General features: G+C 62.6%; 9 protein-coding genes. 5 read left to right on the top strand and 4 right to left on the bottom strand.

The features are described 5' to 3' along the window. Positions 1 to 12 precede the first annotated feature (12 nt). Positions 13 to 726: a 2-C-methyl-D-erythritol 4-phosphate cytidylyltransferase gene (ispD, locus tag JMY24_RS05930; RefSeq protein ID WP_201701506.1), complete on the bottom strand. Its 714-nt coding sequence runs from the start codon at positions 724 to 726 to the stop codon at positions 13 to 15. 120 nt (positions 727 to 846) lie between these two features. On the opposite strand from ispD, the gene mfd reads away from it, so the two are divergent. The 4 genes from mfd (at position 847) to mscL (ending at position 7450) form a co-directional block, all read left to right on the top strand. After that, on the top strand, positions 847 to 4329 hold the full coding sequence (mfd, locus tag JMY24_RS05925) for a transcription-repair coupling factor (protein WP_128594983.1): 3483 nt from the start codon (positions 847 to 849) through the stop codon (positions 4327 to 4329). A 220-nt stretch (positions 4330 to 4549) separates the two neighbouring features. Continuing rightward, positions 4550 to 5800, top strand: a complete 1251-nt coding sequence (gene argE / locus JMY24_RS05920) for an acetylornithine deacetylase (RefSeq protein ID WP_128594982.1) — start codon at positions 4550 to 4552, stop codon at positions 5798 to 5800. A 71-nt stretch (positions 5801 to 5871) separates the two neighbouring features. After that, the gene (locus JMY24_RS05915) at positions 5872 to 6906 is read left to right on the top strand and encodes a pyridoxal-phosphate dependent enzyme (protein ID WP_128594981.1); all 1035 of its coding nucleotides are present in this window, start codon (positions 5872 to 5874) and stop codon (positions 6904 to 6906) included. Between the two features lie 97 nt (positions 6907 to 7003). Further along, positions 7004 to 7450: a large conductance mechanosensitive channel protein MscL gene (gene mscL / locus JMY24_RS05910; protein WP_128586479.1), complete on the top strand. Its 447-nt coding sequence runs from the start codon at positions 7004 to 7006 to the stop codon at positions 7448 to 7450. Positions 7451 to 7575: 125 nt separating this feature from the next. Here mscL and JMY24_RS05905 read toward each other — a convergent pair whose 3' ends face one another. The 3 genes from JMY24_RS05905 to JMY24_RS05895 all read right to left on the bottom strand — a co-directional run bounded on the left by JMY24_RS05905 (position 7576) and on the right by JMY24_RS05895 (position 11823). After that, a complete protein-coding gene (locus JMY24_RS05905; protein WP_128594980.1) occupies positions 7576 to 9549 on the bottom strand; it encodes a hybrid sensor histidine kinase/response regulator in 1974 nt (657 codons plus the stop codon). Between the two features lie 50 nt (positions 9550 to 9599). Further along, positions 9600 to 10103, bottom strand: coding sequence for a response regulator (locus JMY24_RS05900; RefSeq protein WP_128594979.1), 504 nt, complete (start codon positions 10101 to 10103; stop codon positions 9600 to 9602). Positions 10104 to 10212: 109 nt separating this feature from the next. Continuing rightward, the gene (locus tag JMY24_RS05895) at positions 10213 to 11823 is read right to left on the bottom strand and encodes a sensor histidine kinase (protein ID WP_128594978.1); all 1611 of its coding nucleotides are present in this window, start codon (positions 11821 to 11823) and stop codon (positions 10213 to 10215) included. Between the two features lie 334 nt (positions 11824 to 12157). Here JMY24_RS05895 and JMY24_RS05890 point away from each other — a divergent pair, with 334 nt between their 5' ends. Further along, on the top strand, positions 12158 to 12649 hold the full coding sequence (locus JMY24_RS05890; RefSeq protein WP_006048904.1) for a hypothetical protein: 492 nt from the start codon (positions 12158 to 12160) through the stop codon (positions 12647 to 12649). Positions 12650 to 12687: the final 38 nt, after the last annotated feature.

Genomic DNA, 12687 nt, shown 5'->3' with positions numbered 1-12687 from the left:
TCAAATCGTTCATCACGATGCCGAAGTGCGCAGCAGAATCGCCTCGGCGAGATCGAAGTCTTCTGGATACGTCACCTTGAAGTTTCGCAAGCTGCCTTGCACCAGCTTCGGCGCATGCCCGGCCCATTCGATCGCGCTCGCTTCGTCGGTCAGGTCGTGGCCGTCGGCCTGCGCGCGCAAGATCGCTTCGCGCAACATGCCGATGCGGAACATCTGCGGCGTTTGCGCCTGCCACAAGCCGTCGCGCGATTCGGTGCGGGCAATGCGCCCATCCGCCGATGCCACGTCGAGACGCTTTAACGTATCCGCGACCGGCAACGCCATGATGCCGCCTACCGCATCGTCCCTGAGCGCGCCCGTCAGCGTGCGGATCAAGCCAGGCGTAATGCCCGGCCGGGCCGCGTCGTGCACGAGCACCCAGTCGTCGTCGCGCGCGTTGAATTCGGTGAGCGCATGCAGGCCGTTGAGCACCGACGCCTGGCGCGACGCCCCGCCGCAGCGGCGCACGGCAAACCGCAAGCCGCCGAAGCGGCGCGCGTCGAAGTGTTGGTCGTCGGGCGCGATCACGACGAGCGTTTGTGCGAACTCACTGCAGGCGTCGAACGCGGCGAGCGAATAATGCAACATGTCGCGGCCGGCCACAGTGCGATATTGTTTGGGCATCGCGGCGCCGGAACGGCTGCCGGTGCCTGCGCACGGAATCAGGGCAAATAGACGGGAAGTCACGAGTGCGGATGCCGCGAGGTCAAAGTAAAGGACGGATTTTATAATAGGTCCTTCGCATCCACGCCCCGACACGCGTAAACTTGGCCGTCCGTGTGAGCCCGAGGCCGCCTTTTCTCTTCTATGCCAGACATCGCCGCATCATCGCAGTACTCCCCGCCCGTCGCGCTCGTCAAAGCCGGCCAGCGTTTCGCCTTCGACGGCACGCACGGCTCGTCCGACGCGCTGCTGATCGCCCGCTACCATCTCGCCTATCGCGAGAAGGTGCCGCTGCTCGCCGTCGTGTGCGAAAGCGCCGTGGACGCACAGCGCCTGTCGCAGGAAATCGGCTTTTTCGCGCCGCAGGCGCGCGTGCGCCTGTTGCCCGACTGGGAAACGCTGCCTTACGACACCTTTTCGCCGCACCAGGATCTCGTTTCCGAGCGCCTCGCCACGCTGCACGATCTCGGCGAAGGCCGTTGCGACATTCTGCTCGTGCCCGCCACCACGGCGTTGTACCGGATGCCGCCAGCGTCGTTTCTCGCTGCCTACACGTTTTCGTTTTCCCAGGGTGAACGTCTCGACGAAGCAAAGCTCAAGGCGCAGTTGACGCTGGCCGGCTACGAACACGTGAGCCAGGTGGTGCGTCCGGGCGAATACTGCGTGCGCGGCTCACTGCTCGACCTTTATCCAATGGGCTCGCCGTTGCCCTACCGGATCGATCTGTTCGACGACCAGGTAGACTCGATCCGCGCGTTCGACCCCGACACGCAGCGCAGCCTGTATCCGGTGAAAGACGTGCGTCTCCTGCCTGGCCGCGAGTTTCCGTTCGACGAAGCCGCGCGCACCGCTTTTCGCAGCCGCTGGCGCGAGACGTTCGAAGGCGATCCGAGCCGCGCGTCGATCTACAAGGACATCGGCAACGGCGTGCCGTCCGCGGGCATCGAATATTATTTGCCGCTTTTCTTCGACGACACCGCCACGCTGTTCCACTATTTGCCGGAAGGCGCGCAACTCGCGTTCATCGGCGATCTCGAGGCGGCGATCCGGCGCTTTAGCAACGACACGAAGCAGCGCTACAACTTCCTGTCGCACGACCGCGACCGGCCCATTCTGGAGCCGCAGCGCCTGTTCCTGTCGGACGAAGACTTCTTCGTACTCGCGAAACCGTTCGCGCGGCTCGTGCTGCCGGCCAACGCAGGCGGCGGCTGGTCCACGCCGCTACCGAATCTCGCGATCGACCGTCACGCGGAAGATCCCGTATCGGCGTTGCGCACCTATCTCGACACCACGCCCAACCGTGTGCTGTTCGCTGCCGAATCGGCGGGACGGCGTGAAACGCTATTGCAGCTGCTCGCGGACAACCATCTGAAGCCCGCGTCGAGCGACAGCTTCCAGGACTGGCTGACGGGCGACGCGCCTTTTTCGCTCGGCGTCGCGCCGCTCGCGAACGGCTTTGCGGTCCCCGTGGACGGCATCGCGATCATCACGGAAACGGAGCTTTATGGGCCGCTCGCGCGGCGCGCCGGTCGCCGCCGCCAGGAACAGGCTAGCAACGTCGATTCGATGGTGCGCGACCTGTCGGAGCTCAAGGTCGGCGATCCGGTCGTGCATTCGCAGCACGGCATAGGCCGCTATATGGGTCTCGTCACCATGGATCTCGGCGAAGGCGAGACCGAGTTTCTGCATCTCGAATACGCGGGCGACAGCAAGCTCTACGTGCCGGTCGCGCAGTTGCATGTGATCTCACGCTACAGCGGTGCCGATCCCGAAAGCGCGCCGTTGCATTCGCTCGGCTCGGGTCAATGGGAAAAGGCCAAACGCAAGGCCGCGCAGCAGATTCGCGACACCGCCGCGGAACTGCTCAATCTGTACGCACGCCGCGCCGCGCGTTCGGGCCACGCGTTCGCGCTCGAACCGAAAGACTATGTGAAGTTCGCCGAGAGCTTCGGCTTCGAAGAAACGCCGGACCAGGCCGCGGCGATCGCAGCCGTGATCGGCGACATGACGAGCGGCAAGCCGATGGACCGCCTCGTATGCGGCGACGTGGGCTTCGGCAAGACCGAAGTCGCGCTGCGGGCGGCCTTCATTGCTGTCATGGGCGGCAAGCAGGTCGCGCTACTCTCGCCCACCACGCTGCTCGCCGAACAGCACACGCAGACTTTCTCGGACCGCTTCTCCGACTGGCCCGTGCGAATCGCCGAACTGTCGCGCTTCAAGTCGACCAAGGAAGTCAACGCGGCGATCCAGCAGATCAACGAAGGCAGCGTAGACATTGTGATCGGCACGCACAAGCTGCTGTCGTCGGACGTGCAGTTCAAGCGGCTCGGACTCGTGATCATCGACGAGGAACATCGCTTCGGTGTGCGGCAGAAAGAGGCGCTCAAGGCGTTGCGCGCGGAAGTGGATGTGCTCACGCTCACCGCCACGCCGATCCCGCGTACGCTCGGCATGGCGCTCGAAGGCCTGCGCGACTTTTCTGTTATCGCGACCGCGCCGCAAAAGCGTCTGGCGATCAAAACTTTCGTGCGTCGCGAGGAAGAAAGCGTGATTCGCGAAGCAATGTTGCGCGAACTGAAGCGCGGCGGCCAGGTTTACTTCTTGCACAACGAAGTCGAGACGATCGAGAATCGCCGGCAAATGCTCGAAGCGCTCGTGCCCGAGGCACGCATCGCGGTCGCGCATGGGCAGATGCACGAGCGTGAACTCGAACGCGTGATGCGTGACTTCGTCGCGCAACGTGCGAACGTTTTGCTGTGCACGACGATTATCGAAACCGGCATTGACGTGCCGAGCGCCAACACAATCCTGATTCATCGCTCGGACAAGTTCGGCCTCGCGCAACTGCATCAACTGCGCGGACGCGTGGGACGCTCGCATCACCAGGCGTATGCGTACCTGCTCGTGCACGATCCGCAAGGGTTGACCAAGCAGGCGCAACGCCGTCTCGAAGCGATCCAGCAGATGGAAGAACTCGGCTCGGGCTTCTATCTGGCCATGCACGATCTGGAGATTCGCGGCACGGGCGAAGTGCTCGGCGACAAGCAGTCGGGCGAGATTCACGAGATCGGCTTTCAGCTTTACACCGACATGCTCAACGACGCAGTGAAGGCGCTCAAGGACGGCAAGGAGCCAGACCTCACCGCGCCGCTCGCCGCCACGACCGAGATCAATCTGCACGCGCCGGCGATTCTTCCCGCCGACTATTGCGGCGACGTGCAGGAGCGTCTGTCGCTGTACAAGCGCCTCGCGAATTGCGAGCACAACGATGCGATCGACGGCATTCAGGAAGAACTGATCGATCGCTTCGGCAAGTTGCCGCCGCAAGCGCATGCGCTCGTGGAGACGCATCGTCTGCGACTTGCGGCAAAGCCGTTGGGCATTTCGAAGATCGACGCGGGCGAAGCGGTGATCGGTTTGCAATTCATTCCCAATCCGCCAATCGACGCGATGCGTATCATCGAGATGGTGCAGAAGCACAAGCACATCAAACTGGCGGGCCAGGACAAGCTGCGTATCGAAACGCGCAGTCCCGATCTTGCAGTGCGGGTGGCAACGGTCAAGGAAACGTTGCGGGCGTTGGGCTCGCCAAGCCGGGGCACTACGGCGGCGGCTGCGGCGCGTTAGGTTCGGTATCGAGCCTCCGCGTTCCCGTTGCGTGCCGTCGCGCCGTCGAGCCGTCGAGCCGTCGAGCCGTCGCGCCGTCGGCATGGCGCTGCGCGGCTGCACAAAAACGCGGTACGTCTAGCGCTTTCCGGCAATGCTGCGGCGCGCAAAACGCGCGCCGCAGCATACGGGGCGGCTTTTTTTGGGTATGATCGAAAGACTCAAATGCCGGAGTCTTGTCATGTCTCATGTCGCTGATTCAGCGCAGTCCTCGCAAACATCCGCAACTGCTTCGTCCGCTTCCGCCTCTGGCACCACGCCTGTCTCGCTTCCCTGGGTCACCCGTCTCGTGTCGATGGACACGGTAAGCCGCAATCCGAATCTCGGTCTGATCGAAACCGTGCGCGACGAATTGCGCGGGCTCGGCATTGAAGGCACGCTCACGCACGACCCCAGCGGCAAATGGGCCAACCTGTTCGCAACGATCCCCGCACACAACGGCGAAACGAACGGCGGCGTGGTGTTGTCGGGCCATACCGACGTGGTGCCCGTCGACGGTCAGCAGTGGGACAGCGATCCGTTCAAGCCGGAAATTCGCGGCGACAAGCTCTACGGCCGCGGCACTTGCGACATGAAAGGCTTTATCGGCGCGGCGCTTGCACTCGTGCCCGACATGCAGCGCGCGAAGCTCGCCAAGCCGATTCACTTCGCGCTTTCATTCGACGAAGAAGTGGGCTGCGCGGGCGCGCCGCTTCTGATCGCCGACCTGATGAAACGCGGCGTGAAGCCGGACGGCTGCATTGTGGGCGAGCCGACCAGCATGCGGCCCATCGTGGCGCACAAGGGCATCAACGCTTATCAGTGCTGCGTGCGCGGCCAGGCGGCGCACTCGTCGCTCACGCCGCAGGGCTTGAACGCGATCGAATACGCGGCGCGCCTCATCTGTTATATCCGCGACGTGGCCGATCAGTTCCGCGAGCAAGGCCCGTTCGACGAACTGTACGACGTGCCGTTCACCACCGCGCAAACCAGCACGATCGTCGGCGGCAATGCAATCAATACGGTGCCGGCCGAGTGCAAATTCCAGTTCGAATTCCGCAATCTGCCCACGCTCGACCCCGAACCGATCTTCGCGCGTATCGACCAGTACGCACGCGAAACACTGTTGCCGAAAATGTTGCGCGAGCATCCATCGGCGGCAATCGAGATTACGAAGATCGCCGCGGCGCCCGGACTCGATTCGTCTGAGCAGGCAGCCATCACGCAACTCGTGCGCGCGCTGACGGCGGACCAGGACAAGCGCAAGGTCGCTTACGGCACGGAGGCCGGGCTCTTTTCTCTGGCGGGTATTCCGAGCATCGTGTGCGGGCCCGGCGACATTCAGCAGGCGCACAAGGCGAATGAATTCGTCGCGCTGGATCAGCTCGTGCAGTGTGAACGCTTCTTGCGCAAGTTCATTCACAGCATGTCCGTCGAAGCGCATGCGCACTGAAACCGTCGCCTGAGCAACGAGCAATAAAGCAAAACCGCACCTTCACTACCGCGCCCTTCTCGCCCACGCCCATGTCAACCGCCACGCCGCAGCACACCGACCATACGATCGACGGCGAGCCGATCCCCACTCTCGACGACATCGCCGCGCAGCACTTCGCGCTGACGCCGTGGGTGGCTCGAACGCCGGTGTTCGACAGGCTCGACTTCGCGTCGCTCGAAGGTACGGTGGTGAACTTCAAGTTCGAACTGCTGCAAGCGGGCGGCAGCTTCAAGGCGCGCGGCGCGTTCACGAACCTGCTAGCGCTCGACGAAGCACAACGCAGCGCGGGCGTCACGTGCGTGTCGGGCGGCAACCATGCAGTGGCCGTCGCGTATGCGGCCATGCGGCTCGGCATCAGCGCGAAGGTGGTGCTGTTTCGCGCGGCGAATCCGGCGCGCGTCGCTCTGTGCCGGCAATATCGCGCGGAGATCGTGTTCGCCGAAGATCTTGCGGAAGCTTTCGAACTCGTGCGCCGCATCGAGGCCGAAGAAGGCCGCTATTTCGTGCACCCGTTCAACGGTTATCGCACGGTGCTCGGCTCCGCCACCCTCGGCTACGAATGGAGCACGCAAACGCCCGACCTGGAAGCCGTGATCGTGCCGATCGGCGGCGGCGGTCTCGCGGCCGGGGTGGCCACGGCCATGCGGCTCGCGAATTCGGGCGTGCACGTATTCGGTGTCGAGCCGGAAGGCGCTGATGCGATGGGAAAAAGCTTCGCCGCCAATCACACGGTCAAGATGGGCCACATGCACGGCATTGCAGATTCATTGATGGCGCCGCATACCGAGGAATACAGCTATGAGTTGTGCCGCCGCCATATCGACGAACTCGTGACCGTTTCAGACGACCAACTCCGCGCGGCCATGCTCACCTTGTTCGGACAACTGAAGCTCGCTGTCGAGCCCGCTTGCGCCGCCGCTACCGCAGCGCTGCTCGGACCACTGCGCGAGAAGCTGCAGGGCAAACGCGTGGGCGTTCTGCTATGCGGCACGAACACGGACCCGGTCACTTTTGCTGCGCATATCGAACGCGCTCGCCAGGGTGTGTCACAGTTTCCGGCATAAAAACAATCCTTGTTTTTCCGGGCTTTCCGGGCCGAAGGGCTGGCCTATCTGTCTGAGATTGGTATGATTTGGTCATCGATATCCAGGAGGAAACCCTATGAGCATGGTCAAGGAATTCAAGGAATTCGCCCTTAAAGGCAACGTGATGGATCTCGCGGTCGGCGTCATCATCGGCGGCGCGTTCTCCACCATCGTCAATTCAGTTGTGAAAGACCTGATCATGCCGGTGGTCGGCGTCGCTACGGGCGGCCTCGACTTTTCGAACAAATTCGTTCGCCTCGGCGCCATTCCGGCGAGCTTCAAAGGCAACCCGGAGTCGTATAAAGACTTGCAGACGGCGGGCGTTGCGGTGTTCGGTTATGGCTCGTTCATTACCGTGGCCATCAACTTCGTCATTCTCGCGTTCATCATTTTCCTGATGGTCAAGTTCATCAACAATCTGCGCAAGCCGGCCGATGCGGCGCCGTCGGAGCCGCCGCAGCCGGCCGAAGACGTGCTGCTGTTGCGTGAAATCCGCGACTCGCTGAAAAACTCGCCGCGCTAAGCCAACGGTCGGGCGAGGCACGCTCGCACACTTTACCCAGAAAAAAGGCCTGTTGCGACGCACTCGCAACAGGCCTTTGCTTTTGATACCCGCTCACCGCTCACAGCAGTTGTTCACGCTTCGCGTTACGCCTGCTTTCGCGCCTTCGTGTTGATCGCGCTCTCGATCATTGTTTCGAGCTGCGAGAAATTGACCGGCTTCGTCAAATGCGAGGTGAAGCCGGCGGCAAGGCAGCGGCGTACGTCTTCGTCGGTGCCGAAACCGGTCAGCGCGACCGCAGGCGTATCCCAATGCTCGCGATACGCCTTGATGAAGTCGAGGCCAGTGCCATCGGGCAAGCCGACGTCGCTGATAACCAGATCGAAATTCTGCAACTGCGTGGCGGCCAGTGCGTCGTCCACACGGCCCACCGTGGTGACGTCGTGGCCGAGCGTGCGAATCAGCTGCTCCATGACCTCGGCCGTATCGACGTGATCTTCGACTAGCAGAACGTTGAGCACGCCCGCGGGATGCACATGCTCGGGCAATACCGCCTGTGACCTTTGTGCAGGCGCCGCCGCGGTCGGCAGCGTGATCGTGAACGTAGCGCCGCAATGCGGACCCGGGCTTTGGGCCGTGACCGTGCCGCCATGCACGTCCGTTAGCGCCTTCGTGATCGCGAGGCCGAGACCTAGCCCGCCGAACTGCCGCGTCATGTTCTGATCGCCCTGCTCGAACGCGTTGAACAATTTGCCAATCTGTTCCGGCTCGATGCCGATACCCGTGTCTTCGACGCAGATCTGCACGTGCATGCGCTCATCGCGCGTGCGCACATAGATGTGTCCACCGTCAGGCGTGAACTTCGCGGCGTTGCGAATCAGGTTCCATAGCATCTGCTGCAGGCGCGCGCGATCGGCAAGCACGTAGTGATGCTGCGCGTCCTTGTGCACATGCACGTCCTGCTGCTTGACCTGAATCTCGCTGCGGAAGAGTTCGAGCACGCTGTCTATTACCTCGTGCACGTCGACCGTTTCGAGCGACAGGCGCAGCTTGCCGTTGGCCACGCGCGTAAGGTCGAGCAGATCGTCGATCAGGCGCGCCTCCAGTTCGACATTGCGACGGATCATGCGCACGCTCGAGCGCGCCTGATCCGGCAGATCGGGAATCATCTCGAGTACGCTTGCACCGGCCAGCACCGGTGTGAGCGGCGTGCGCAGCTCGTGCGAGAGCATCGCGAGGAAGCGGTCTTTCGCGCGATTCGCTTCTTCGGCGATCTGCCGCGCCGCCTGTTCAGAAGCGAGAAGACGTTCGCGTTCCTGCATGGCTTCGCGCTCCGAATGAACATCGGTGCAACTGCCGAACCATTTGCTGAAGTTGCCTTCAGTGTTGCGCGTCGCGACCATGCGCGCGTCGAACCAGCGGTACTCGCCGTCGCGGCGGCGAATGCGCATTTCGTGCCGATAAGTGCCCGCATTGCTCGCCACCGCTTTCAGCCAGCTACGGCGCACTTCTTCGCGATCGTCCGGATGCACGGCGTCGAGCCAGGCCAAACCATGCGAACTGTTTTCGCCAAGGCCGGTGTAGTCGTACCACTGCTTTGACAGGAAATCGCAGTCGCCCGAGGCATTGCAGGTGAGCACGAGGTGCGGCAACGCCTCCGACAGGTTGCGGTAATGCTGCTCGCGATCGCGCAGCAGCAACGCTTCTTCCGACGCGCGCTGCAAGCGCACTTGCGACAGCACCCGCTCCACTGCTTCGGGCAGGTAATCGAGGTAATCGCCGGACTTGGGCACCACGTCGGACACGCCGGCGCGCAACGCCTCGATTACGCGCGACTCGTCCGTAAAACCTGTCACGAGGATGGCGGGAATGCGCACGCCTTCCGAGCGTAGCCGGCGAAAAAAGTCGAGCCCCGTTTGGGGCCCGCTGAGTTGATAGTCGAGCACGAGCAGGTCCAGACCGCCGGCGGCGAGCCGTTCGCGAGCCGCCTCGACGCTTGCGCAGACCCAAACGCGGCAGCCGGCGCGTTCGAGCGACTTGCGCGCGAGCCGCAAGATGCCCTCGTCGTCATCGAGGACGAGAATACATGCTGCGGGCGGCGGGGACACTTCTTCGAACATGCGCGGGTCGCGGTCAGTAGGTCTGGAGAGTATGTGGCAATCCTGTCACGTCATGATGACGCAGTGAAGCGATGCCCGGACGGCAGCTTGACCACTTGCAGGAAGAAGCCGAGGCGGCGCACCGCTTCAATAAACGCATCGTACTCGACCGGCTTTGTAATGTAGACATTGCAGCCGAGTTCATAGCATCGCGCGATTTCGCGAGGGTCGTCTGTGGTGGTCAACACGATCACGGGCACGGGCGCCGTTTGTGGCGACTCCTTCAGGCGCCGCAACACCTCGAAGCCATCGACGCGCGGCATCTTCAGGTCCAGCAGTACGACTGAATTCTTCAGATCTTCGGCATTCGCATGACGGCTTGCGACGCTGTCGCCCACCGCTGCGGCGGTGCCACCCGCGTCTGCGCCGAAAAAATAATCCAGCGCCTGCTGACCGTCGCGAAAGCGCACAAAGCCGTTCGAAATGCCGGCACGGCGCAGATTACGCTCGACGAGCGTGGCATGGCCGTCGTCGTCTTCGATCAGAATAATGCTGACCGTTTCCCCGTGACTCATATGCCCTCCATTCTGTCGGTTCGACCCGGTTCATGCAGGTGCGGCGCATGCATTGACCGATGCGACGCGAATCGTTCCATGCAACTTTTCGCACGGCACCCGGCGCGCTTCAGGGGCGTGCGGGCTGCTCCGGCAACACCACGAAAAAGGTCGATCCAGCGCCTTGCGCCGACTCGACCCACACGCGCCCGCCATGCCGCTCCACCGTGCGCCGCACCACTGCCAGACCGACTCCGTCGCCGTTCGCTACATCGCCGTGCAGACGTTGAAATGCACGGAACACCTTCGACATATAGGCGGCCGGAATGCCCAGGCCGTTGTCGCGCACATAGTACGTGCGCATGCGAACCGCACGCGGTCCGTTTTCGTCGACGGGCTCCGGTTGGAGCGCGCCAATCTCGATGCGTCCGTTGCGCGCCGGGTCCAGGTAATTCAACGCATTGCCAATCAGATTGCTGAAGATCTGTTCGATCGCGCCCGGGTCGCCCCATGCCGGCGGCAACTCGCGTACGGTAACGACCGCGCCGCGCTCCTCGATGGCTCGCTGCAAGGTATCGGCGACGCGCGCCACCGCGCGCGCGACGCTCACCCGTTGCCATTGATATTCAAGCCGGCCGGCACGCGAAATTCGCAACAGCGCTTCGATGATCGCCGCAGCCCGCGTGACCGCAGTACGCAAGTAGTGCAAGGATTCGCGCACATCGCCGTCGAGAATATGCGCCATACGTTTTTGTTCCGCTTCCGGCAGCCGCGCTTCGACGACAATGCTGTCCAGCTCATTGCACGAGACCTGCAACTCCTTCGAGAAACCTTGCAGGTTCACGAGCGGAGAGCGCAAGTCGTGCGATACGCTGTAGATAAACATTTCGTTGTCTTGTGTCTCCTGGCGCAGTTCCTCATTGACGCCCGCCAGTTCCTGCGCGCGCGCCTCAAGACGCGTCTTGAGCGACGCCTGTTCGGCCTCCGCCTCGCGCAGTCGCGCGCCTGTCTGATGCAGCACGGCGTCGAGCGCCGCGATTTCGTCGTTGCCGGACAGGCGCGCGGCAAGCGGCCGCCCGTTGCCGAGGCGCTCCGCGTTATCGGTCAGCACCTCGAGGCGCCGCCCAATGCTGCGCGCAAATACAACTGCAGTAGCGGCCCAGATCAGCATGGAGCCGATCACTGCGGCGATCAACGCATATTGCTGATGTTCGCGACGCCGAACGAGCGCCGCCGAGCGTTCCGCATCGAGACGCGAAGCCTCTTCGCCAAAGGCCGCGAGTTCGTCGCGAAATGCGGCGACTGGCTCCGGCAACGGGCCACTCTCGAGCGCAGCGAGCGATTGCGGATTGCGCCCGTCACGCAACGCCTGCGAAACCATTACGGTTTGCGCGCGATATGCGTCGATTGCGCGCTTCATCTTATGAACCCGCTCTACCTGCTGCGGCGTATCGGCAACCAGCGCGTCGAGCTTCGACAGACGGTCGCTCACGTCGATCCACACCGTATGCCGGTCGAGCAACGACGGATCGCCGATCACCATGCCGGTACGAACCCGAGCCGCCTGGCGCAGTAGCGGATCGACAATTGCCGATGACTGGTAAAGAATCTGCTTGCTATTGGTAACCCATTGCGCGGCCTGGGCTGTCTGCTCCTGAGTATCGAAGACGACGCCAAGAAGCGCCAGCTCCACCAGGCTGGGCACTGCGATCAGCAGCAGACCCTTGGTGAATAATTTCATGTTCGCCCGAAGGTCGTTCACGCAGCGGCAGCTCGCGGGAACCCGCCAGCCAGACGGGCCATTATCGACGTGAATCGGCAATATTTCAACGTGAGCGCAGGATGGTCGCGCCCACATAAAAAAGACATTTTTATTGGTGCAAGATGTTTTTTCGGCGCGTCGTGCGTCTATGATGGAGTCAGATGTGCTGGAATGCGAAGGCGCGCGGCGAGGCGGTTCGGCATGATTCGTGCGGGAGTCGGTGAGGCGGCGGTGTCGTCGAATCATCGTGAATCCGGCCTTGTCGTATGCTATAAAAGATCGACGTGCGGCGCGCGAAGCCGGGAGTTGTCGCATGAGGACGCTGCGTTTCTTGCAATTCTTTTTCAGGCGAATTTTTATGTCCTTCCCGAAAAAGCGTAGACGCGCGAAGGTGGACGGCGATGAGTCGTTCCTCGCGGTACTGCGGCATTTCAAGCCCTTCGGTCAACTCGACACCAAGATCGCGCGCGCTCGCGCGCAAGACGAGCCGGTCCTTTATGCACATGTGTTGCCCGGACTCGACGTGCTTCTATGCAGCGTGCGCGGCGCACATCCTCCTTACCCGGCCGCGGCCGAATTGCGGCGGCGCTGCATCGAATCCATTACGAATGCACTGGAACAGCCGCTCGACGGTCTCGAGAACGGCGGTTACTGGTATGAAGCGGACGGCTTCGGATTCCTGGTATTTGCGAGCCGCGCTCGCGGCAAGATCCTGACCGAGTTCGGCGCAACACGCGTGGGTGCGCGTCGCGGAGTACGCCGGCAAGATGCGGCGGGCGACGCAACGCCGCGGTCGTTGCGATAGGCGGGCCCTCTCGCCCGTTCTTGCGCGTTGTCGTAGGC

Source organism: Paraburkholderia kirstenboschensis (assembly GCF_904848585.1).
In the GTDB taxonomy this organism is placed as follows: domain Bacteria; phylum Pseudomonadota; class Gammaproteobacteria; order Burkholderiales; family Burkholderiaceae; genus Paraburkholderia; species Paraburkholderia kirstenboschensis.
This window is presented reverse-complemented; position numbering and strand designations above follow the sequence as displayed.